Genomic DNA, 24,762 nt, shown 5'->3' with positions numbered 1-24,762 from the left:
TTGAGTGGTGTTATCCACAGAGTAAGTTACGCCTCGGCTTTTTTCGTCGCCGCTTCGATCTTACGCGTGATGTACCACTGCTGTGCAATCGACAGGCAGTTGTTCACAACCCAGTACAGCACCAGACCAGCAGGGAACCACAGGAAGAAGAAGGTGAAAATGATTGGCATCATTTTCATGACCTTCGCCTGCATCGGATCCGGCGGAGTCGGGTTGAGCTGCTGCTGAATGAACATGGTCGCGCCCATGATGATCGGCAGGATGAAGAACGGATCCTTGATCGACAGGTCGGTGATCCACAGCATGAAAGGCGCCTGGCGCATTTCCACGCTTTCCAGCAGCACCCAGTACAACGAAAGGAAAACCGGCATTTGCACGAGGATCGGCAAGCAGCCGCCCAGTGGATTGATCTTCTCTTTCTTGTACAGCTCCATCATGGCTTGCGACATTTTCTGCCGGTCATCGCCATGTTGCTCTTTCAGTGCAGCCAGTTTCGGTGCCACGGCACGCATGCGGGCCATGGATTTGTAGCTGGCTGCCGACAGCGGGAAGAAAATCCCTTTGATCAGCATGGTCAGGAAGATGATCGACCAGCCCCAGTTACCGACAATGGCGTGGATATGCTGCAGCAACCAGAAGATCGGTTGAGCGATAAACCACAGTATGCCGTAGTCGACGGTCAGTTCCAGACCTGGGGACAGCTCTTTCAGTACAGCCTGGCTTTTTGGACCCGCGTACAGAACAGCGCTGGTTTCAACTTTGGCACCCGGTGCAGCGGTCAGTGTCGGACCGGTGTAACCGATGATGTAGTTGCCTTTGCTGTCTTTACGGGTCTGGACGACGTTGTTTTCGCCCTTCGCCGGAATCCATGCGGTCACAAAGTAGTGTTGTAGCCAGGCTACCCAACCACCAGTAACGGTTTCTTTGACTTGGCCCTTGTCCATGTCCTTCATGGACACTTTCTTGTACGGCTCGGAACTTGTCCACAGGGCAGCGCCCAGATAAGTCGCAGTGCCGGTCGCCGTTGTGGACGATGGATCCGCGCTGGCGTCACGCTTCAACTGAGCGAACATCGCCCCGTTCCACGGCTGAGCGCTCTGGTTATCCACAAGGTAAGACACGGTTACGTCATACAGGCCACGTTTCAGAGTGAAACGTTTGATGTAATTGACGCCATCCTTGCTGAACTTCAGGTCGACAACCAGTTGGTCTTGACCGTCAGCCAGTTGATAAACCTTCTTCTCCGAGGCGTAAACCGGACGACCGGCAGGATTTGCATCCGGGCCGTTGGTGCCGATCAGACCGCTTTGGGCCAGATAGATGCGCTCGCCACCGTTATCGAACAGCTGGAACGGAACGTCTGGACGATCCTGACGACGTGGATACAAAGGCAAGGTCAGTTGAGCAACATCACCACCTTGTGGATCGACCGCAAGATCGAGCACGTCGGTTTTGATATGGATCAGATCCTTGCTGACAGCCACGGGCGTTTCGGCAGGTGCGCTGGTATCGCTTGCGGCGCGCGGAATATCGTCACTGGCGACAGTGTTATTGCCAGGAACGGAGTCCGGCAGACCGGGAGTGGTCGTACTGGAAGCAACATTCTGAGTCGGCAAGGCAGCCTGGCCATAGTCCTGGTTCCATTTAAGAACCATCACATAGGCGACGATTGCCAGGGCGACGATCAGGATCGTGCGTTTGATATCCATGATTACTCGGCCATCGAAGAAGAACGGGAGGTAGGGATAGGTGGAACCGGGTCATAACCACCGGGATTCCACGGATGACAGCGACCTAAACGACGAAAGGTCAGCCAGCCACCGCGCAGAAGGCCATGATTTTCGATGGCTTCATACGCGTAGCAGGAACAACTGGGGTAGAAACGACAGTGACTGGCCATCAGGGGACTAATGGCATAGCGATAAAACTGGATCGGAACGAGCGCCAGTTTACGCATCGCTACTGTCTACCCCTACAGTTTCGGTTTTGACTGCTGGTACTGGCTTGTTGCGTGCCAGACGCTTCCAGAGTTTGCCGAAATGCTGAATCAATTCGGGGTTTTCTACGTCGCCCAAACCTTTGCGCGCGACGATGACGATGTCCCAGCCGACCAGTGAATCCTGGTGCAGGCGAAACGATTCGCGCATCACACGTTTGAGGCGATTGCGCTCGACGGAGAGCTTCACGCTCTTTTTCCCGATAACCAGCCCGAGCCGGGGGTGATCGAGATCGTTGTTGCGCGCAAGGAGCAGGAGATTTTTCCCCGGAACCTTGCCGGTAGGGGAGTCAAAGACTGCCTTGAAATGCCGGGGGGTAAGCAGACGCTTTTCCCGACTGAAGTCCTGACTCACCTCCAGTACCGGATTATCAAACTGCCAGACGCGCACGACCTTTGGCGCGACGACGCGACAGGACTGCACGGCCGTTCTTGGTAGCCATGCGAGCACGGAAACCGTGAGTACGGGCGCGTTTGATGGTGCTTGGTTGGAAAGTACGTTTCATTGTCGTGTTACCTGGTTCGTCCACAACGGGCCGGAATGGCCCCCGTTTTAAGAGACCGGGGATTCTAGAGAAAGCAAGCGTTCAGGTCAATTTCCAACCAGCGTTTCCTTATAAATAGATCTGGCGAGCCTCTTGGCGTTGAAACGTGTTCGATAGATATAAAAATAAAGAGGGGAATTATTTAAAGCTTTTCTGTAAAGCTTATAAAAGCTAAGCACGGCACCCGCTGTGGATAAGTACCATTAGCCCTTATTTGACGTGATGTACAGAGAATGACAACTGCCGTGGAAAGCCGTGTTCAGCCTGTGTCATACCCTCGGAAAACCTGTGTGTGAAATGGCACGTTATCCACAGGCGAGTTATCCACCGAGTTCAACCCCTAGTTGTCCAGTGCCCTCATGTGGGGTTATCCACAGAGCTTATTCACACGCCGTCGGTCGCCTTTTTTCCATTCAAGGCATTGATAAATCATGTGCAGGGGACAACCTGCATGTGGATAAGTGAGCGGCTCGCCGCTACAATGTCCGCTTGTTTTTGCCTCACCGGCTTTCAAACTTAGGGGATATCCGTGTCAGTGGAACTTTGGCAGCAGTGCGTGGAGCTTTTGCGCGAAGAGCTGCCTGCCCAGCAATTCAACACTTGGATCCGTCCGCTACAGGTCGAAGCCGAAGGCGACGAGTTGCGCGTTTACGCACCGAACCGTTTTGTTCTGGACTGGGTCAACGAAAAGTACCTGGGACGCGTCCTCGAGCTGCTGGATGAGCATGGCAATGGCATGGCGCCGGCGCTTTCCTTATTAATAGGCAGCAAACGCAGTTCCGCCCCACGTGCCGCACCGAATGCACCGTTGGCCGCGGCTGCCGCTTCGCAGATGCAGGCGACGTCGGCGCAGGTCAGCGCTCCAGCGCCTGCGCCAGTCGCGACACCGGCCAAGCGCGCCACGCAAAAAAATGCCGAAGTGAACGAAGAGCCGTCTCGCGACAGCTTCGATCCGATGGCCGGCGCTGCATCGCAACAGGCACCCGTTCGCGCTGAACAACGCACGGTGCAGGTCGAAGGTGCGCTCAAGCACACCAGTTACCTGAACCGCACTTTTACCTTTGAAAACTTTGTCGAAGGTAAATCCAACCAGCTCGCCCGCGCGGCAGCCTGGCAGGTGGCGGATAACCCCAAGCATGGCTACAACCCCTTGTTCCTTTATGGCGGCGTCGGCCTGGGTAAAACCCACTTGATGCATGCGGTGGGTAACCATCTATTAAAGAAGAACCCGAATGCCAAGGTCGTGTACCTGCATTCCGAGCGTTTCGTGGCCGACATGGTCAAGGCGCTGCAGCTGAACGCGATCAACGAGTTCAAGCGTTTTTATCGTTCGGTGGACGCCTTGCTGATCGACGACATCCAGTTCTTCGCCCGCAAAGAGCGTTCTCAGGAAGAGTTTTTCCATACCTTCAACGCCCTGCTTGAAGGTGGCCAGCAGGTCATTCTCACCAGTGACCGCTACCCGAAAGAAATCGAAGGCCTTGAAGAGCGCCTGAAATCCCGCTTCGGCTGGGGCCTGACGGTTGCCGTCGAGCCTCCGGAACTGGAGACCCGCGTCGCGATCTTGATGAAGAAGGCCGACCAGGCCAAAGTCGAGTTGCCACACGACGCGGCGTTCTTCATTGCCCAACGAATTCGTTCCAACGTCCGTGAGCTGGAAGGTGCGCTGAAACGCGTGATCGCCCACTCCCACTTTATGGGGCGCGATATCACCATCGAGTTGATTCGCGAATCCCTGAAGGACTTGCTGGCGTTGCAGGACAAACTGGTCTCTGTGGATAACATTCAGCGCACGGTCGCTGAGTACTACAAGATCAAGATTTCCGACTTGCTGTCCAAGCGCCGTTCGCGCTCGGTGGCACGTCCGCGTCAGGTGGCGATGGCGTTGTCCAAAGAACTGACCAACCACAGCCTGCCGGAAATCGGCGATGTGTTTGGCGGCCGCGATCACACGACCGTTTTGCACGCCTGCCGCAAGATCAACGAACTTAAGGAATCCGACGCGGACATCCGCGAGGACTACAAGAACCTGCTGCGCACACTGACTACTTGATGAACACCAGCGCAGCTTATTAAGGCAAGGGACTAGACCATGCATTTCACCATTCAACGCGAAGCCCTGTTGAAACCCCTGCAACTGGTCGCAGGCGTCGTCGAGCGCCGACAGACCTTGCCGGTACTCTCCAATGTGCTGTTGGTCGTCGAAGGCCAGCAGTTGTCGCTGACCGGTACCGACCTTGAAGTCGAGCTGGTTGGTCGCGTCCAGCTGGAAGAGCCCGCCGAAACCGGCTCCATCACCGTGCCTGCGCGCAAGCTCATGGACATCTGCAAAAGCCTGCCGAACGACGCGCTGATCGACATCAAGGTCGATGAGCAGAAGCTCGTGGTGAAGGCTGGCCGTAGCCGTTTCACTCTGTCGACCTTGCCGGCCAATGACTTCCCCACCGTGGAAGAAGGCCCGGGTTCGCTGACCTGCAGCCTGGAGCAAAGCAAGCTGCGTCGTTTGATCGAACGCACCAGCTTCGCCATGGCCCAGCAGGATGTGCGTTACTACCTCAACGGCATGCTGCTGGAAGTGTCCGCCGGCGTGATCCGCGCCGTGGCCACTGACGGACACCGTCTGGCCATGTGCTCGATGCAGGCCGATATCGGTCAGCCGGATCGCCATCAGGTGATCGTGCCGCGCAAAGGTATCCTCGAACTGGCGCGTCTGCTCACCGAGCCGGACGGCAACGTCAGCATCGTATTGGGCCAGCACCACATCCGTGCGACCACCGGCGAGTTCACCTTCACCTCGAAACTGGTCGACGGCAAATTCCCTGACTACGAGCGCGTTCTGCCAAAGGGCGGTGACAAACTGGTACTCGGTGATCGCCAGGCCCTGCGCGAAGCGTTCAGCCGTACCGCGATTCTGTCCAACGAGAAGTACCGTGGCATCCGTCTGCAACTGGCCAACGGTCAACTGAAAATCCAGGCTAACAACCCGGAACAGGAAGAAGCGGAAGAAGAAGTCGGCGTCGAATACAACGGCGGCAATCTGGAGATCGGCTTCAACGTGAGCTATCTGCTCGATGTGCTGGGCGTGATGACCACCGAGCAGGTCCGCCTGATTTTGTCCGACTCCAACAGCAGTGCGCTGGTGCAAGAGTCCGACAACGACGATTCGGCTTACGTTGTCATGCCGATGCGTCTGTAATCAGCTGACGCTCGATGTCCTTAAGTCGTGTTTCGGTCACCGCGGTGCGCAATCTGCACCCGGTGACCTTCTCCCCCTCCCCCCGCATCAACATTCTTTACGGCGCCAACGGCAGCGGCAAAACCAGCGTTCTGGAAGCCATCCACCTGCTGGGGCTTGCCCGTTCGTTTCGTAGTGCGCGTCTGTTGCCGGTCATCCAGTACGAGCAGGAGGCCTGCACCGTGTTCGGTCAGGCCGAACTGGCCGAGGGTGGTCAGAGCGCGCTGGGCATCTCTCGGGATCGCAAAGGCGAATTCCAGATTCGCATCGATGGCCAGAATGCCCGCAGCGCGGCGCAACTTGCCGAGTTGTTGCCCTTGCAGTTGATCAACCCCGACAGCTTCCGTCTGTTGGAGGGTGCGCCGAAGATTCGCCGGCAGTTTCTTGATTGGGGTGTGTTCCACGTCGAACCGCGTTTCATGGCGACCTGGCAGCGCTTGCAGAAGGCCTTGCGCCAGAGAAACTCTTGGCTGCGGCATGGTACACTTGACGCCGTTTCGCAAGCGGTTTGGGACAGGGAACTGTGTCAGGCCAGCGCCGAAATCGATGAATACCGCCGCGCCTACATCAAAGCCTTGAAACCAGTCTTTGAACAAACCTTGAGCGAACTGGTTGAGCTTGAAGGTTTGACGCTCAGCTATTACCGAGGCTGGGACAAAGACCGGGAGTTGAGTGCCGTATTGGCTGGATCTGTGCAACGGGATCAGCAGATGGGCCACACCCAGGCCGGACCGCAACGCGCTGACTTGCGTCTCCGATTGGGCGCACATAACGCTGCGGACATTTTGTCCCGGGGTCAGCAGAAGCTGGTGGTCTGTGCATTGCGGATTGCCCAGGGGCATCTGGTGAGCCAGGCCCGACGCGGGCAATGTATTTATCTGGTGGATGACTTGCCGTCCGAGCTGGACGAGCACCACCGTCGCGCGCTATGCCGCTTGCTGGAAGACTTACGCTGCCAGGTCTTTATCACCTGTGTAGATCACGAATTATTGAGGGAAGGCTGGCAGACGGAAACGCCAGTCGCTCTGTTCCACGTGGAACAGGGCCGTATCACCCAGACCCACGACCATCGGGAGTGAAGGCATTGAGCGAAGAAAATACGTACGACTCAACGAGCATTAAAGTGCTGAAAGGCCTGGATGCCGTACGCAAACGTCCCGGTATGTACATTGGTGACACTGACGATGGCAGCGGTCTGCACCACATGGTGTTCGAAGTGGTCGACAACTCGATCGACGAAGCCCTGGCTGGTCACTGCGACGACATCAGCATCATCATTCACCCGGATGAATCCATCACCGTTAAAGACAACGGCCGTGGCATTCCGGTAGACGTGCACAAAGAGGAAGGCGTTTCCGCCGCCGAGGTCATCATGACCGTCCTCCACGCAGGCGGTAAGTTCGACGACAACTCCTACAAGGTATCCGGCGGTCTGCACGGCGTAGGTGTTTCGGTAGTGAACGCGCTGTCCGAGGAATTGATCCTGACTGTGCGCCGCAGCGGCAAGATCTGGGAACAGACCTACGTCCACGGTGTACCTCAGGCGCCAATGGCAATCGTTGGCGACAGCGAAACCACCGGTACCCAGATTCACTTCAAGGCGTCCAGCGAGACCTTCAAGAATATTCACTTCAGCTGGGATATCCTGGCCAAGCGCATTCGTGAACTGTCCTTCCTCAACTCCGGTGTCGGCATCGTCCTGAAGGATGAGCGCAGCGGCAAGGAGGAGCTGTTCAAGTACGAAGGTGGCTTGCGTGCGTTCGTTGAATACCTGAACACCAACAAGACTCCGGTCAACCAGGTATTCCACTTCAACATCCAGCGTGAAGATGGCATCGGCGTGGAAATCGCCCTGCAGTGGAACGACAGCTTCAACGAGAACCTGTTGTGCTTCACCAACAACATTCCGCAGCGCGACGGCGGCACTCACCTGGTGGGCTTCCGTTCCGCGCTGACGCGTAACCTGAACAACTACATCGAGCAGGAAGGTCTGGCGAAGAAGCACAAAGTCGCCACTACCGGTGACGATGCCCGTGAAGGCCTGACCGCGATCATTTCGGTGAAAGTGCCGGATCCGAAGTTCAGCTCCCAGACTAAAGACAAGCTGGTCTCTTCCGAAGTGAAGACCGCAGTCGAACAGGAAATGGGCAAGTTCTTCTCCGACTTCCTGCTGGAAAACCCGAACGAAGCCAAACTGGTCGTCGGCAAGATGATCGACGCTGCCCGCGCCCGTGAAGCCGCGCGCAAGGCCCGAGAGATGACCCGCCGCAAAGGCGCGCTGGACATCGCAGGCCTGCCGGGCAAACTCGCCGACTGCCAGGAAAAAGACCCGGCACTGTCTGAACTGTACCTCGTGGAAGGTGACTCCGCTGGCGGCTCCGCCAAGCAGGGTCGTAACCGCCGCACCCAGGCCATCCTGCCGCTCAAAGGCAAGATTCTGAACGTCGAGAAGGCGCGGTTCGACAAGATGATCTCTTCCCAGGAAGTGGGCACCTTGATCACTGCGCTCGGCTGCGGCATCGGCCGTGACGAGTACAACATCGACAAGCTGCGTTATCACAACATCATCATCATGACCGACGCTGACGTCGACGGTTCGCACATCCGCACCCTGCTGCTGACGTTCTTCTTCCGTCAGTTGCCGGAGCTGATCGAGCGCGGTTACATCTACATCGCCCAACCGCCGCTGTACAAGGTCAAGAAAGGCAAGCAAGAGCAATACATCAAAGACGACGACGCCATGGAAGAGTACATGACGCAGTCGGCCCTGGAAGACGCGAGCCTGCACTTGAACGAAGAAGCCCCGGGCATTTCAGGTGAAGCGCTGGAACGTCTGGTGAATGACTTCCGCATGGTCATGAAGACCCTCAAACGACTGTCCCGCCTGTATCCGCAGGAATTGACCGAGCACTTCATCTACCTGCCGGCCGTGAGCCTGGAAATGCTCGGCGACCACGCCGCAATGCAAGACTGGCTGGCCAAGTACGAAACCCGTCTGCGCACCGTCGAGAAATCCGGCCTGGTCTACAAGGCCAGCCTGCGCGAAGACCGTGAACGTGGCGTATGGCTGCCGGAGGTCGAACTGATCTCCCACGGCCTGTCGAATTACATCACCTTCAACCGTGACTTCTTCGGCAGCAACGATTACAAAACCGTTGTTTCACTGGGCGCGCAACTGAGCACCCTGCTCGACGACGGCGCGTACATCCAGCGTGGCGAACGCAAGAAAGCGGTCACCGAGTTCAAGGAAGCCCTTGAATGGCTGATGGCTGAAAGCACCAAGCGTCACACGATCCAGCGATACAAAGGTCTGGGCGAAATGAACCCGGATCAACTGTGGGAGACCACGATGGATCCGGCTCAGCGCCGCATGCTGAAAGTAACCATCGAAGACGCCATTGGCGCGGATCAGATCTTCAACACCCTGATGGGTGATGCGGTTGAACCACGTCGTGACTTTATTGAGAGCAATGCACTGGCGGTGTCTAACCTGGATTTCTGATCCCGGTGTAGGTGGGCAAAGTAAATCGCCACTTCGGTCAAAGTTAAGCGGTTCGGCCAAAGTTAATCGACACCTAGGTTAAAAGCAAAACCCCCGGCAGACGCGGATCTGCCGGGGGTTTTGCTTTTTATGAGCCGATGCTTGGCAAATAACCTGTTTAGAAATACTCCCCGATGAGAAAAAACATACGGTTAGCGGACAACTGTTAAAATTCCAGAACTTGCGGGGACGAACAGCCTGGCCCTGAATGCATGGACGTTGAAAGGATTGCCGATGCTAAAGCTCGAAGACATCAAAAAAGACGCACAAGTAAGTGGTATTCAGACCAACGAAATCGTGCGTATCGTCACCATTGAGCCTGTTGGCGACAACGCCATCACCGTCTATTTCAAGGATAGTCAGGGCCGCCTAGGCGAGCAGATGTTGTTTCGTTCGGATGAGCTGCGTCTTGAGCTTGCGCAGGCAGGCAAACCTTGGGCGTTTGATGCACCGGGTGCTGACTTCAAACTCGCTCTCGAAGCCTGGCGCATCCAGTTGGCGTATTTATTCGATCCGATGATGGCGGTTCATACTTCTAACGTCGATCCGCTACCGCACCAGATATCTGCTGTTTACGAGTCCATGCTCCCTCGCCAACCGCTACGTTTCGTTCTGGCAGATGATCCTGGTGCTGGTAAGACCATCATGGCTGGTCTGTTGATTCGCGAGCTACTGATGCGTGCGGATGCTCGACGTATTCTTGTGGTTTCGCCTGGCTCGCTAACTGAACAATGGCAGGATGAACTGCTAGAGAAGTTCGGCGTTAAGTTTGAGGTGTTCAGCCGTGAGAAGCAGGAACAATGCGCCTCTGGTAATTACTTCGAAGAAAGTAATTTACTAATTGCCCGCCTCGACCAACTGTCTCGCAATGAGGACTATCAGCAGAAGCTCAAGAATACGGAGTGGGATCTAATCATCGTCGATGAGGCACATAAGCTTTCTGCCAATTACTTCGGCAACAAAGTCAACAAGACCAAGCGCTTCGAACTTGGCGAGCTTCTGGGCTCCATCACGCGTCATTTTTTGTTGATGACGGCCACGCCGCATAACGGCAAAGAAGAAGATTTTCAGATCTGGCTGTCGCTTCTCGATGGCGACCGTTTTTACGGCAAGTTCCGCGAGGGCGCACACAAGGTCGATGTTTCCGACATGATGCGCCGCATGGTTAAGGAGGACTTGTACAAGTTTGACGGCACTAAGCTATTCCCTGAACGCTTTGCCTATACCGCAAACTACCAACTATCAGACCTTGAAGCTGCGCTGTATCACGACGTTACTGACTATGTTCGCAACGAAATGAACCGTGCAGATCGTCTCGACGGTAAGCACAAAAACAACGTTGGCTTCGCACTTACTCAATTGCAACGCCGCCTAGCGTCTAGCCCTGCAGCCATTTACCAGTCGCTGCATCGCCGGCGCAAGCGGCTTGAAGCGCGTCTAGACGAAGCCAAGCTTATGGCTCGTGGGCAGAGTATTAACTCGCCGATGGGCGAGTCCCTGGTCAAAAAACAGATCGACGTCCCTGACAACATCGACGATCTCGAAGATGAGCTTAGCGCTGAAGAGTACGAGATTTACGCTGAGCAGCTGGTCGATCAGGCCACAGCTGCCGAGACTATTCCCGAACTAGAAGCTGAGATTTGTATCTTGGCTCACCTCGCTCGTCAGGCGCAGTTACTGGTTGAGTCGCGCAGTGACAAAAAGTGGGAAGAGCTTTCCTGCTTACTGCAAGACGCCCCTGAGATGTTCACCAGCAATCGTACGCGGCGCAAGCTGATCATCTTTACCGAGCATCGCGACACACTGAATTATTTGATCGAGCGCATCGGTTCCATGCTTGGCCAGCCCGAGGCGGTGGTCACCATTCACGGCGGCACTAATCGTGATGCTAGGCGCCAAGTGCAGGAAGAGTTCCGCAATAATCCCAACGTACAGGTGTTGATTGCCACGGACGCAGCCGGCGAAGGCGTTAACTTGCAGAACGCTAACCTTATGGTCAACTATGACCTGCCGTGGAACCCCAACCGCCTCGAACAGCGCTTTGGTCGTATTCACCGCATCGGTCAGACCGAGGTTTGTCATCTATGGAATATCGTCGCCAATGAAACCCGTGAAGGCGAAGTTTTCCAGAAGCTATTCGACAAACTCGAAATCGAAAAGAAAGCCCTCGGCGGTAAAGTGTTTGATGTGCTTGGCGAGGCTTTTGATAACGTCTCGCTCAAAGAGCTGCTGATTCAAGCCATTCGCTATGGTGATTCGCCTGAAGTGCGCGCCAAGCTTACCCAAGTGATTGAGGGTGCGCTGGATACTGAGCATCTAAAAGAAATTCTCAGTCGCAACGCCTTGGTCGAGCAGCACATGAGCCTGACCGACCTCTATGCGGTCAAAGAAGAGATGGAAAAGGCCGAAGCACGCAAGCTTCAGCCTTACTTCATCCGCGCCTTTTTCACCGAGGCTTTCACCACGTTGGGTGGTGAAATGCGCCCACGGGAAACCGGTCGCTATGAAATTCGTCATGTGCCAGCGGCCCTGCGCGAGCGTGACAGAGTTATTGGTGAGACACGTACTCCAGTGCTCAAACAGTACGAACGCATCTGCTTTGAAAAGCAGCATGTTCGTCTGCACGGCAAGGCCATGGCCGACCTGATTCATCCTGGCCACCCGTTGATGATGGCGAGCACCGATCTGATTCTTTCGGCCCATCGCACCAAGCTCAAACAGGGCGCGGTGATGGTTGATCCGAATGACGACAGCACCAGCCCTAAAGTCTTGTTCATGGTTGATCACAGCGTGCGAGAAAACCCGCCACAAGGCGGCGCACAAAGCAAAGTTGTATCTCGCCGCCTGCAATTCGTCGAAATTGATCAACACGGTAATGCAACTCATGCAGGTTGGGCTCCGCACCTCGATCTACAGCCGATAGATGAAGGAGATTTGCAGCTAGTCGGTGATGTGCTGAATGCTCCCTGGATTACTCAGAACCTCGAAGCCATGGCTCTCAACCATGCTTCAGAGCATCTGGTTCCAGAGCACTATCAAGAGGTTAAATTTCGCCTTGAGCGTCAGGCGGACAAGATCCTGTCGGCGGTTAATGAGCGACTGGTTAAAGAAATCAACTACTGGTCGGATCGCTTCATCAAACTGAGTGACGATGTCAGTGCGGGCAAGCAGCCGCGCATGCAGCCGGAAAATGCCCGTCGCCGGGTTGATGAACTCACCGCTCGCCTCAGCCAGCGTAAGCATGAACTGGAGGCCATGAAAAACGTGGTATCCAGCACCCCGGTTGTTTTGGGTGGCGCTTTAATCATTCCTGCGGGCTTGCTGGCTCAACGTAAAGGCGACAGCGCGTTCTGCGCCGACGCTGAAGCCCGCTCGCGTATTGAATGGGCCGCCATGCATGCAGTCATTGCCGCCGAGCAAGCGTTGGGTCACACGATCAAGGATGTATCTGCGGATAAGTGTGGCTGGGACATTACTGCTCGCCCCGCAGTGTTGGGCGACGGCAGCATCAAAGATGATCGCCATATCGAGGTAAAGGGTCGGGTCAAAGGCTCGACCACGGTTACCGTTACCAAGAACGAAATATTCTCCAGCTTCAACCAAGGCGAAAAATACATCTTGGCAATTGTTCTTGTCGATGGTGATCAGGTAGACGGCCCCCACTACATCAAGCACCCCTTCAAAACCGAACCTGAGTTCGGCGTGGCCAGCGTCAATTACGACCTGCAAGAGCTGCTGGCCCGTGCGATCAAACCGGAGGCGAGTCTGTGAAACTGAGCAAGTTGCGTTTGGAGAACTTTCGCTGCTTCGCCGAGTTGGAGTTAGAGCTACACCCTAAACTCACAGTGTTGGTGGCAGAAAATGGTCAAGGTAAATCAACTCTGCTTGATGCAATTCGTATTGCATTGTGGCCCTACGTCAGTCGCTTCGACCTTGCACACAGCGCCTTCAACGATCCTAGCAACGCTATTGCCATTAACGATGTACGTCTGCTGAGGCTGAGCGCCGATGACATGGCGCGCCAGCTGCCCGCTCGCGTGTCGATGACCGGAGACTTTGGCGCTGGCCAAGAGAAAACATGGATCCGTTTTCGGGAAAGCGAAGCTAGAGCCACTAAGACCAAGGACGACGGTGCAACTAGCTTTATGAAACAGTTCGCCGGTGCTATTCAGGAGCAGATTCGAGATCCTGCGAGGCCTACTCTCGACTTACCTGTGTTTGGCTATTACGGCACGGGTCGCTTGTGGTCGCAAAAACAACTGAAAGGTAAGGATGACACAAAGGCTATTGACTTCTATGTACGAACCTTTGCCTACCTTAATTGCCTAGATCCAGCGTCTTCCTTCAAACATTTCAAGGAGTGGTTTACCTGGGCCTTTCAGAGCTATCGTGAGCAGCAAATAAAGCAACTTGAAAGCCGTGTATTACAGGATGACTTGGGAGTCGCACATGAGCGCATTCAGGTTGTGCAACAAGCCATAGATAGCTTTTTACAGCCAACCACTGGCTGGCACACACTCGAGCACAGCGTTAGCCAAGAGAAGTCGCTGATTCTGCATCATGATCAGAACGGCGTCCTGAAGGTTGATCTGCTTAGCGACGGCGTCCGCAGCGTACTGGCTATGATTGGCGATATCGCTTACCGCTGCATCAAGCTTAATCCCCATCTAGGGCTTAAAGCAGCCCAGGAAACCACCGGGGTCGTGCTGATCGATGAAGTAGATATGCACCTGCACCCCCGTTGGCAGCAGCTGATATTAGGGCAGTTGCAAGAGGCATTCCCTCGGGTACAGTTCATCGTCACCACTCATAGCCCTCAAGTGCTGACCAGTGTGCCTGCCGAATGTATCCGGGTGTTGGCCACGGAGCAGGATGAAGAAACTGGACAGAGCCGAATCGCAATCAAGCCGGTTACCCAGCAGACTCTGGGCGTCGCCAGCTCCGATGTACTTGCCGAAGTCATGGGCATCGACCCCGTGCCCGATATCGAGCAGGCCCATCAGCTAAGTGGGTATAAGGCGCTAATCCAGCAAGACCTGCATGATAGCGAGCAAGGTTTAGCGCTTAGAGCGCAGCTCGACCTGCATTTTGGGGCGCAACACCCACTTATGCTCGAATGCCAGCGGTTGATTCGCCTACAAGCGTTCAAGCGTAAGCTGCCGCAGCGTCCAGTCAGCGACTCTGGGCATAAGGAATAGCTCCGTGCATAAACTGCAACGCGGTGCCGCACCGGTTTGTCTGGTTCACTACCGGCACGGTCGCGATAATTGGAGTGCAGTGACTCATGACGATAAACTAGGAATTTGGCGTGAGCTGGAAGTCATGCAAGGTGGGCGCTGTGCCTATTGCGAAGGTGAAATTGGCGATGGCAACCGGCACATCGAGCACTTTCGACAAAAAGGCCGCGACGCCGCAGTCACGTTTCTCTGGTCGAATCTATTTGGTTCCTGCAATCGCGAGGACTCCTGCGGCAAGCACAAGGACAGCTGTGGAGCCTATAACCTAGGCAATCTTCTCAAGCCAGACGTGGATGATGCGGATGACTATTTCATTTTCGTCAGCGACGGCAGCATAACCCCGCGAGCCGATTTGGATGCTGCGCGCAAACAGCGTGCCGAGGAAACGCTGCGTATTTTAAACCTCGCAGCCCAGCATGGCGCTTTGCGTCAAAGACGTCGTGCCGCTGTCCTCGGCCACCTGAAAACTGTTGAAGATATAAGTGAGTTGGCCGAACTCGACCCTCACAACGAAACCCAATGGCAGCAGTGGTTGGAACGCGAACTGCAAGCTACTGCCCATCTACCTTTCGCTACTGCCATTCGCCATGCCCTTGTCGGCTAATGGCACTCAGGAAGTTTCCATGTACCCGATCAAATCCCCGAAAAAGCTCATCGAAGTCGCTCTGCCGCTTGATGCTATTAACGCAGCTTGCGCTCGAGAAAAGTCGATTCGTCATGGCCACCCTAGCACCCTGCATTTATGGTGGGCGCGTCGGCCTTTGGCGGCAGCGCGGGCCGTTATTTTTGCGCAGATGGTCAACGATCCAGGTTATGAACAACGTGATGGTTTTCGACGTGGCGTGAATAAAGAGAAGGCTGCGGCTGAGCGCGAGCGGCTGTTCACAATCATTGAAGATCTGGTGATTTGGGAAAATACAAACAACGAAGAGGTGCTTGAGCGGGCTCGGGCGGAAATTAGAAAAAGCTGGCGTGAAACCTGTGAGCTGAACAAGAGCCATCCGCAGGCGGCAGAGCTGTTCAATCCGGAACAGCTACCGGGCTTCCATGATCCCTTTGCTGGTGGTGGCGCAATACCGCTGGAGGCGCAACGCCTCGGTTTGGAGAGTTACGCTTCTGATCTAAATCCTGTGGCGGTAACGATCAACAAGGCGATGATCGAGATTCCGCCCAAGTTTTCCGGACGTGAACCGGTTGGGCCGGAAATTGCCGCCAACAACGGCAGCAAGAAGAAAGCTACCAAAGACGCTTTCGAGGACTGGTCGGGGGCAAGGGGGCTGGCTGAGGATGTACGGCGCTACGGTGCTTGGATGCGTGAGCAAGCACAGCAGAGGATTAGTCATCTATATCCACCGATTGAAGTGACGGCTGATATGGTCGCCGAGCGTCCTGACCTTAAGTCCTACTTGGGCGAAAAGCTTACAGTGGTTGCTTGGCTATGGGCGCGAACCGTACGTAGCCCCAATCCGGCGTTTAGCCATCGAGAAGTACCTCTGGCCTCAGTTTTTATTGTTTCTAGCAAGGCGGGCAAGGAGTCGTATGTCGCTCCGATCATAGAGGGCGATAGTTATCGCTTTAGCGTCAAGGTGGGAACACCGCCAGAATCTGCGAAAAGTGGCACGGCGGCTGGCAAGCGCGGGGGCTTCTACTGCCTACTTTCTGGTGTGCCGATAGATTACAAATATATCCGCACCGAAGGTACCGCTGGTCGTATGGGGCAGCAATTGATGGCTATTGTTGCGGAAGGTAGTCGTGGGCGTATCTACCTTTCTCCGACAGCTCATCAGGAAGCTAGCGCTCGCGAAGCACGGCCTGATTGGAGGCCTGAAACACCGTTACATGGCAAGTGCCGAGTTAATGTCTCCAATTATGGACTAGATGTATATGGCGATCTTTTTACGTCACGGCAGCTAGTTGCGTTAACCACCTTCTCCGACTTGATGCAACAAGCTATTGGTCGCGTTCACGAAGATGCGCTTAAAGCTGGGATGGCCGATGATGGGTTGGAGCTGGGGCAAGGCGGGAGTGGTGCTAAGGCATATGCCGAGGCCGTTGGGGTTTATTTGGCGTTTGCATTAAATAAATTGGCAGATAGAGGCTCAACTATTTGCACATGGTTCACCGAGCGCGACTCAACTAGAAATACATTCGCTCGACAGTCAATTCCAATGACTTGGGATTTTGCCGAGTTGAATACGCTGTTAACTGGTACTGGTAGTTTTAGTGGTGCAGTCAGTTGGACAGCAGAAAGTATCGAGGGAATTGCCGTCCTGGGCGCTCAAGGACGACCCGTAGCTTCTCAAGCAGACGCACAAACTCAAAAAATAAGCTTACACAAGGTTATTTCTACTGATCCACCCTATTACGACAATATAGGTTATGCAGATTTATCTGATTTCTTCTACGTCTGGCTACGACGCTCGCTCAGGTCTATTTTTCCTGATCTCTATAGCACCTTGGCAGTGCCTAAGGCTGAAGAGTTGGTAGCCACAACGTATCGCCATGGCAGTAAGGAAAAGGCGGAGGCGTTTTTTCTCGGTGGCATGACAGCAGCCATGCATAACCTAGCTTTACAAGCCCACCCCGCTTTTCCGGTGACCATTTATTACGCCTTCAAACAGGCAGAAACCAAAGGCGATGCAGGAACTCACAGCACAGGCTGGGAAACTTTCTTGGCTGCGGTACTTAAGGCAGGTTTCGCCCTGACTGGAACTTGGCCGATGCGAACGGAGTTAAGTAATCGCATGATCGGCTCCGGCTCAAACGCCTTGGCTTCCAGCATCGTCTTAGTTTGCCGTAAGCGTGAAATTGATGCGCCGACTATTTCTCGCCGCGAGTTTATTCGCGAACTCAACACAAAACTTCCTGAGGCTTTGCTAGATATGACCCGTGGTGGCGTCAATTCGCCGGTAGCCCCTGTGGACTTGTCGCAAGCCATCATCGGCCCAGGCATGGAAGTATTCAGCAAATACAGTGCAGTACTCGAAGCCGATGGTTCGGTGATGAGCGTGCGTAGTGCCTTGCAATTAATTAACCGCTTCTTGGGCGAGGATGACTTCGACCACGATACTCAGTTCTGTCTCGCTTGGTTTGAACAGCATGGCTGGGCTGAAGGCAAATACGGCGACGGAGATGTACTAGCCCGTGCCAAGGGTACTAGCGTTGGAGGCCTGGTTGGGGCTGGTGTAGTGGAAAGCGGCGGTGGCGATCTGCGTCTGCTCAAGTGGGTCGAAATGCCAAGTGAATGGTCACCGGAAAACGACAACCGTGTGCCGGTTTGGGAAGCGTTGCATCAGCTTATTCGAGCACTCAATCAGGACGGTGAATCCGCTGCCGGAGCCTTGTTGGCACGTATGCCCGACAAAACGGCTGGTCTTATTGCCCTCACCTATCGTCTTTACACTTTGTGCGAACGCCAAGGCTGGGCCGAAGAAGCCCGTGCCTACAACGAACTGCAAGGCGCATGGATCGGCATCGAACAAGCCTCCCATGAAACCGGCCACGTCGGTGCTCAAGGCCAGATGGATATCTGATCAAGGAATTAGATTATGCAAAACAAGAAGCTGTCGATCCGAAAAATCGTTTCTTACCTCAATGACTCAGAGTCCGAGGGCGGGGGATTTTGGTTGCCCAATATCCAGCGGCCCTTCGTCTGGGGTGAGGAGCAGCTCAGCCGTCTGTTCGACTCCATCATGCGTGAGTACCCCATCAGTACCCTGCTAGTGTGGAAAACCCGTGAAGAGGTCAAGCACCGCAAGTTCATTGACAACTATCATCGCGATATCAAATTGACTGATTATCGGGTGCCCGATAACACCCGCTCGAAGCTGATGGTGCTGGATGGCCAGCAGCGCCTGCAAAGCTTGTTCATCGGTCTAAAAGGCAGCTACAGTGGTCGAGAGCTGTATTTCGACGTGCTCAGTGGCGGTGATATGGCGGCGCCCGAAGATATTCGTTTTCGTTTTGCCTTTAAGGAAAAAGGCAGTGCTATCTGGCCTTGGGTACGCTTTAAGGAAATGGTGTTTATCAACAACAAACTCGACCTTCAGATCGTGCAGGAACTGGCCAAACTAGCTCCTAGCGAGCTGACGACGGATGAGCAAATCACTTTGCAGCTTAATGTTGGGCGGGTACGCAAAGAGTTCGTTAATGATGACAACATCACTTTCCAAGAGCTGGATGGGATCGATAACCCAGATGCCTATCGGGTGGATGACATCGTCGAGATTTTCATTCGTGCTAACTCTGGCGGCACCAAGCTGGGCAAGTCGGATTTGCTGTTTTCGCTGTTGACCTCTAGTTGGGATGAGGCTGATGGCGAGATCGAGTCCCTACTGGAAGATCTTAATCAAGGTGGGTTCGATTTTGATCGTGACTTTGTACTCAAGTGCTGTCTGACTGTTTTGAACAAGGGCGCACGCTATGAGGTAGAGAAGTTCCGCGATGGCAAAACCAAAGATGAGATAATTGTCCAGTGGCAGGTGATCGCTGATGCGATCAAGGATGTTCGTGACCTGGTGGTTACCAAGACCTATATCCGCAGCGACAAGGCCCTGCCCTCTTATCTAGCACTAATTCCGCTTATCTATTTCCGCTATCAGTACCCTGAAAAATTCAAGGCTAAGTCTGGGCTTGCAGAATACTTACTGCGTTCGCTTGTTAGTGGTGCCTTTGGCGGTAACCCTGACCAGCTCATCGATAAGCTGGTACGTAACATCCAAGAGCAGAATGACTTCATCACCAGTGAAGTATTTGGTGTGATTCGAGCAGATGGCCGCAGTTTAGAAATCACCCCTGAAGTTATCTTCAAACAGTATTACGGGTCGCGTTCATTGCACCTGTTTTTCAACCTGTGGTATCGCGACTTCAACTACACACCCGCGTTAGGGGCCAATGGCCCTCAAGTCGATCATATCTTTCCGCAAAGCTTGTTGAAGTCAGTCAAGGACATCAATCCAGATAGCGGTAATCGCAATATTCTGCATTACCGCGCAGAGCAGCGGGATCAGATCGCCAACTGTATGTTGCTAACAGCCGATGAAAACGGTTTTAACGGCAAGTGTGCAATTCCTCCACATGAATGGTTTGAACGAGGCCGGTTCAACAGCGACGAAGAGCATGCGCAGTATTTAGATATGCACTTGATACCCACAGATGAAGCTCTCTGGCAACTCGACAATTACGAGGCTTTTATCCAGGCTCGCAAGCAACTCATTCAGGACAAGTTCAGCTATATGCTGCGTACAGCTCAGGGAGCCCATGTATGAGCCTCAAACCTTGGCGCGTGATCGCCGAACCTCATGAAGACGTGCGTAGCGGCACCTTTATTCAAGCTGAATTTGCCGCCGACATCACTCGCGTGCATACCGGTACTGCGACAGCCGAATATCAGAACCCAACGCTGTTCTTCGAGCGCACCTTTATCACTGAAGGCATGAAGCTGTTGCTGGACTCGGTGGTCAAGCGTCTTTCCGGCAAGGGCGGCGATCCAGTCATTCAGCTGCAAACCGCTTTCGGTGGCGGTAAGACTCATACCATGCTGGCGGTCTATCACTTGGCCAGCGGCAAGGTGCCCGCCAGTGAGATGCAGGGTATTGGCGATATTCTTAATCGCGCCGGGGTCACTGAGCTGGCACCTGCACGTATTGCTGTACTCGATGGTATCCAGGCATCACCCAACCAGCCGGTTAAGCATGGCTCAATCAGCGTTCACACGTTGTGGGGCAATCTGGCCTGGCAGTTGGGCGGTGAAGAGGGTTATGCACTGGTGGCTGAGGCTGACCTGTCGGGCACTTCGCCGGGCAAAACGGTGCTGGAGAACTTGCTGGAGCGTTATGCCCCTTGCGTGATTTTGATCGACGAATTGGTGGCCTACGTTCGCCAGTTTGAGGAAGGTAAAACTCTGACGGGCGGTAGTTTCGACAGCAACTTGAGTTTCATCCAAGCGCTGACCGAGGCGCTGAAGGCCGTGCCAACAGCGGTGATGCTAGCCTCGCTACCTGAGTCGGAAAAAGAAGCCGGTAGCCAGCGTGGCGTGCGCGCGCTGGAAGCGCTGTCGCACTACTTTGGCCGCGTACAGGCCCTGTGGAAGCCGGTGGGCACCGAGGAGGCTTTCGAGATCGTTAGACGCCGCTTGTTCAGTAATATCAGCGACAAGTTGGCGGCTGAGGCTGTGTGCCGCAGCTTTGCCGATTATTACATCGCCAATGGTAATGATTTCCCGGCGGAAACCCAAGAAGGTCGCTACTACGAGCGCTTGCTGCATGCTTACCCGATCCACCCCGAGGTCTTCGACCGTCTGTATGAGGACTGGTCGTCATTGGAGAACTTCCAGCGCACCCGTGGCGTGCTGAAGTTGATGGCCAAAGTAATCTTCAGCCTGTGGAAGGACGGCAACAATGATCCATTGATCATGCCCGGTAGCTTGCCATTGGCCGATACGGATTCGCGCAACGAGATCACCTATTATCTGCCTGCCGGCTGGGATCCAGTGGTCGAGCGCGACATCGATGGCCCTCGCGCAGAAACTACAACGATTGAAAACCACAATGCTCGACTTGGCGGAGTGCAGGCATGCCGTCGCGCTGCGCGCACGATATTCCTGGGTAGCGCACCGACCACTGCCAATCAGATGGTGCGGGGTATTGAGCTGGAGCGAATTCTGCTTGGCACAGCGCAGCCTGGTCAGCAGGTGGGGTTGTTCAAGGATGCGTTACGCAGCCTGATAGACAAACTTCACTACCTGAACAACGCCAATAACCGTTACTGGTTCGATACTCGACCTAATCTGCGTCGCGAAATGGAAGATCGCAAAAAACGCTTCAAGGATAAGGAAGATGTTTTTCCTGCTATCCGTAAGCGTGTGCAGGAGAGCTTTGCCAGTGGCGTGTTTGGTGGCGTCCATGTGTTCACTGACAGTGTGGACGTGCCAGATGACTATCAACTGCGGTTAGTGGTGCTGGCACCCGATTACGGTTACAGCAAGAGCGGGCCGAGTCAGGCTATTGGCAAGGCCGCTGAAATTCTGAAGAGTCGTGGCGAGCAGCCCCGTCAGAAACAGAATCGGTTGGTGTTCCTTGCCGCCGATAGCGATAGCGTCAGTCGCCTGAAGGATCAGGTGCGCTCGCTGCTGGCGTGGGAATCCATCGTCAACGATTACAAAGAAAACCGCATCACCCTCGACAACCTCATGGCGAAGAATGCCACAGCCAATTCCGAGCAGGCGCGCGATGGCCTGAAGCGGATGATCCGGGAAACCTACAAGTGGTTGCTGGCGCCCATGCAGACACCCTTGCCTGGTAAGGGTTTGTCGGATGTGCAGTGGGAACACTTCCCGATTAATGCTGGGGCAGCCAACCTGTCCACGGAAATCGAGCGACTGCTCAAGGACAACGAGCTGCTGATTACCGAATGGGCGCCCTACCATCTCGCGAACATGCTGAAGAGCTGGTTCTGGAAGGAGGATGCCAAGGACGTCGGGGCGTTGGATGTCTTCCAGAAGACCTGCTGCTATCTGTATCTACCGCGCTTGCGTGATGACACTGTGTTTATCCGCACGCTCAGCACGGGTGTGGAAAGCCTTGATTTCTTTGCCATTGCTCAGGGCAAGGATGGTGAGCGTTACTTGGGCTTTGTCTTCGGCAGGACATCGTCAGTGTTCTTGGATGCCTCGCATCTGCTGATTGAACCTGCAACTGCCAGCGCTTACGCCGATGCGTTGCGAGCTAAGGAAGACGCCGAACGGGCTAAGCGTGAGCAAGTTGTGAATGTGACGCCTGACACCTCAGGATCTGGTGGGAGTGGCGGAGTCACAGAAGAAACTAAAAGCTCAGGTGGCGGTCGGGCAGACCCAATAGCTGAGATTCAGAAGGCCTTGGTGACGCAGTTTTATGCCTCAGCTGACCTAGATCCTGTGAAGGCGAAAATGGAGTTTGCCGTGCTTGTGGATGAGGTTATTCAGCAGTTCACTGCCAAGCTTGGAGTGGACGTGAAGATTTCTATCGAGATCCAAGCCACTAGCAAGGCCGGCTTCGATGATGGGCTTCAACGCGCCATCAAAGAGAATTGCAGCGTACTGAAGTTCAAGTCGGCGGAGTTTGAGTAGGTAAGCATTTAGCTCGCTGTATGGAAGCCCTGATTGCTAAAAGCTTCAGGGCTTCTTTCTACCCGTGCTGTTGCCTTGTGGTTACAGCCAGTGTGCAGGCACTGCGATAGAGTAATTTTTGGCTACTGTTTGCAGTGTGGCGAGCATCTCAGCATGACGTGCCTGATCCGCAGGCAGCCAACCTGTGCGGCGATCAAGCAGGGCTTTCAACTCACTCAGATTATACATGCCCAGGCGATGGAAATTACCCCAGCTAGGGATTCCGAACAGATTGTAGATGACCACGGTGGCGTCGCGCTCGCTAGCCAAGCGGCGATCTCCGGTCAGCTTCTGCTCAGCATCTTCGGCTTCATCGCGTTCTTCGTAGGTGTTGAGGAGTTTCATAGGAGGTTTGCAGTGATTGGGTGGGCGGAGATTTTGCCTATTTTTGTTTTCCATGCCTATAGCTGGATGGATCAGTGCATCCCCCCAACCCTCCCGCTCGTTCAACCAGAACCCAGGGTTTTGGTATAGCGCAGGGTGCGGGAGAGGTCTTCGACCCCGGTAAGGCAGACGCCTTGTTTGCAATTGACGTAATCTCGAGGTCGCGCCTGCATAAAGAGCCCCTGCGTACCACACACTGTTCACGCCAGTGGATTGTATAGATTAGTTAAATGTAAAACCGAGGAAGATGAGCTGCAAACTCAGCCTCTTAACCGAAAAAATGGAATGGCGAACACAAAAATGGCCGAGGTCTACCCTGATTTTGAAAATATACATCGATTAAAGGTCAAGCCCACAGAGGGAGAGTTGCATATTCTAGAGTATTTGTCTGCAAATCTCGGGTTTGAATATGAAGTTTACTTCCAGCCTTTTTTGAACGGTGATATGCCTGATATTATCGTAATGAGAAAAAAGTGTGGGGCTTTAATCATCGAGGTGAAAGATTGGAACTTGTCTGCGTACCATGTAGATGCGGATAATAAGTGGAGAGTGAACAGCAGTAATCAATTCATCAGATCCCCTGCGCAACAAGCATTTGGCTACAAAAACAATATATTTAACCTGCATGTGAGTAGCTTAGCCGAAAGGTACGCACTCGATAAAAGATTTTACAGTACAATAAAAACATTTGTTTACTTTCACAATGCCACCAAAAAAGAAATATCAAATATATATGCTTCTGCCGAAGTTGAGTTGGCCGAAAAAAAGAAAGCCTTGAACTACCAATATAAAAACAATGAGGTTCAAGATGTGCAGTACGACAAAAAAATGGACTATCTGACAAATAAGTCAAGGCAGATCAGTCGAGACAGAGGGATGTTCATTAATAGGGACAGCCTTTCAAAGTTACTTAATGAAATAAAAACTGAAAATCTGCTGTTTTTAGACGAAGCCTATGATGAACTGAAGCGCTACCTCAAACCGCCCTATCATGTTATGGAGCAAGGAATTGACATAGCTTACAGTTCCCTGCAGTCCAGGCTCTCAATCAGCCAGCCAGGCTTTCAAAAGATGAAAGGAGTGGCTGGCTCTGGAAAAACAACCATACTGGCGAAAAGAGCAGTAAACGCGCACAAGAGACACGATGAGAATGTACTTATTTTAACGTTCAACAAGACATTAAAGAGCTATATTCGCGATAAGATAAGTAATGTCAGGGAGGGGTTCTCATGGGGGGCATTTAACATCTCCAATTATCATTCTCTGATTGCCTTGGAGATGAATAAGTGTGGGCTTTTGATACAGCCGCCACAGGGAAAAGAGCTGTGGTCGAAGTACTTCGATGATCTGTTTTCAAATGAGGATTTATTTCAAAATCATGATGAGAGGATCTATAAGTACAAAACTATATTGATCGATGAGGTGCAAGACTACGAGCAGCAGTGGATTAAAATAATTCGGAGGTATTTTTTAGATGAAGATGGCGAAATGGTTTTATTTGGTGATGATAGCCAGAATATATATGGTCGTGACTTAAGTAGTAAAAATCCGGCCCTGGTTCAGGGGTTTGGTCGTTGGGAGAGGCTTACTAGGTCTTTTAGATCCTCTGCTGACTCGAAATTGACGCTTGTTTCAAAAAAATTTCAGGAACAATATCTTTTAATAAAGTATGACATTGATC

At 53.6% G+C, this 24,762-nt stretch carries 16 protein-coding genes; 11 read left to right on the top strand and 5 right to left on the bottom strand.

Going from position 1 to position 24,762, the window contains the following annotated elements:
- Positions 1–26: 26 nt before the first annotated feature.
- The 4 genes from yidC to rpmH are packed head-to-tail and all read right to left on the bottom strand — an operon-like array spanning position 27 to position 2,502.
- On the bottom strand, positions 27–1,709 hold the full coding sequence (gene yidC, locus GIW69_RS06640) for a membrane protein insertase YidC (RefSeq protein ID WP_236481337.1): 1,683 nt from the start codon (positions 1,707–1,709) through the stop codon (positions 27–29).
- 2 nt (positions 1,710–1,711) lie between these two features.
- On the bottom strand, positions 1,712–1,957 hold the full coding sequence (gene yidD, locus GIW69_RS06635) for a membrane protein insertion efficiency factor YidD (protein ID WP_010465488.1): 246 nt from the start codon (positions 1,955–1,957) through the stop codon (positions 1,712–1,714).
- Positions 1,950–2,351, bottom strand: coding sequence for a ribonuclease P protein component (gene rnpA / locus GIW69_RS06630; protein ID WP_236481472.1), 402 nt, complete (start codon positions 2,349–2,351; stop codon positions 1,950–1,952). Before rnpA ends, yidD begins: the two co-directional genes overlap by 8 nt.
- A 16-nt stretch (positions 2,352–2,367) precedes the next feature.
- A complete protein-coding gene (gene rpmH / locus GIW69_RS06625) occupies positions 2,368–2,502 on the bottom strand; it encodes a 50S ribosomal protein L34 (protein WP_003213577.1) in 135 nt (44 codons plus the stop codon).
- Between the two features lie 568 nt (positions 2,503–3,070).
- Here rpmH and dnaA point away from each other — a divergent pair.
- From dnaA to GIW69_RS06575, 10 genes are all read left to right on the top strand, one after another.
- Positions 3,071–4,594 (top strand): chromosomal replication initiator protein DnaA, encoded by a 1,524-nt coding sequence (dnaA, locus tag GIW69_RS06620; protein ID WP_236481336.1) that lies wholly within the window; start codon positions 3,071–3,073, stop codon positions 4,592–4,594.
- Between the two features lie 39 nt (positions 4,595–4,633).
- Entirely contained in the window at positions 4,634–5,737 is a 1,104-nt protein-coding gene (gene dnaN / locus GIW69_RS06615) for a DNA polymerase III subunit beta (RefSeq protein WP_236481335.1), read from the top strand.
- 14 nt (positions 5,738–5,751) lie between these two features.
- On the top strand, positions 5,752–6,855 hold the full coding sequence (gene recF, locus GIW69_RS06610) for a DNA replication/repair protein RecF (protein ID WP_236481334.1): 1,104 nt from the start codon (positions 5,752–5,754) through the stop codon (positions 6,853–6,855).
- A gap of 5 nt (positions 6,856–6,860) precedes the next feature.
- Positions 6,861–9,278, top strand: coding sequence for a DNA topoisomerase (ATP-hydrolyzing) subunit B (gyrB, locus tag GIW69_RS06605; protein WP_236481333.1), 2,418 nt, complete (start codon positions 6,861–6,863; stop codon positions 9,276–9,278).
- Positions 9,279–9,551: 273 nt separating this feature from the next.
- Complete coding sequence (locus GIW69_RS06600; protein ID WP_236481332.1) at positions 9,552–13,088, top strand: helicase-related protein; 3,537 nt, start codon at positions 9,552–9,554, stop codon at positions 13,086–13,088.
- Positions 13,085–14,515, top strand: a complete 1,431-nt coding sequence (locus GIW69_RS06595) for an AAA family ATPase (RefSeq protein ID WP_236481331.1) — start codon at positions 13,085–13,087, stop codon at positions 14,513–14,515. The genes GIW69_RS06600 and GIW69_RS06595 overlap by 4 nt, the downstream gene beginning before the upstream one ends.
- A gap of 4 nt (positions 14,516–14,519) precedes the next feature.
- Positions 14,520–15,158 (top strand): retron Ec78 anti-phage system effector HNH endonuclease PtuB, encoded by a 639-nt coding sequence (gene ptuB, locus GIW69_RS06590; protein WP_236481330.1) that lies wholly within the window; start codon positions 14,520–14,522, stop codon positions 15,156–15,158.
- 19 nt (positions 15,159–15,177) lie between these two features.
- The gene (locus GIW69_RS06585; RefSeq protein ID WP_236481329.1) at positions 15,178–18,087 is read left to right on the top strand and encodes a DUF8807 domain-containing protein; all 2,910 of its coding nucleotides are present in this window, start codon (positions 15,178–15,180) and stop codon (positions 18,085–18,087) included.
- A gap of 15 nt (positions 18,088–18,102) precedes the next feature.
- On the top strand, positions 18,103–19,821 hold the full coding sequence (locus GIW69_RS06580) for a GmrSD restriction endonuclease domain-containing protein (RefSeq protein ID WP_236481328.1): 1,719 nt from the start codon (positions 18,103–18,105) through the stop codon (positions 19,819–19,821).
- Positions 19,818–22,658: a DUF499 family protein gene (locus GIW69_RS06575; protein ID WP_236481327.1), complete on the top strand. Its 2,841-nt coding sequence runs from the start codon at positions 19,818–19,820 to the stop codon at positions 22,656–22,658. The genes GIW69_RS06580 and GIW69_RS06575 overlap by 4 nt, the downstream gene beginning before the upstream one ends.
- Positions 22,659–22,739: 81 nt before the next feature.
- Here GIW69_RS06575 and GIW69_RS06570 read toward each other — a convergent pair whose 3' ends face one another.
- Entirely contained in the window at positions 22,740–23,042 is a 303-nt protein-coding gene (locus tag GIW69_RS06570) for a hypothetical protein (RefSeq protein ID WP_236481326.1), read from the bottom strand.
- Positions 23,043–23,381: 339 nt separating this feature from the next.
- On the opposite strand from GIW69_RS06570, the gene GIW69_RS06565 reads away from it, so the two are divergent.
- The coding region (locus tag GIW69_RS06565) for an NERD domain-containing protein/DEAD/DEAH box helicase (protein WP_236481325.1) at positions 23,382–24,762 on the top strand (1,381 nt) is incomplete at its 3' end.

The organism is Pseudomonas syringae (assembly GCF_021605415.1).
In the GTDB taxonomy this organism is placed as follows: domain Bacteria; phylum Pseudomonadota; class Gammaproteobacteria; order Pseudomonadales; family Pseudomonadaceae; genus Aquipseudomonas; species Aquipseudomonas syringae_S.
Note: the sequence above shows the minus strand (reverse complement) of the source record. Positions and strands in the feature narration are given on the sequence as shown.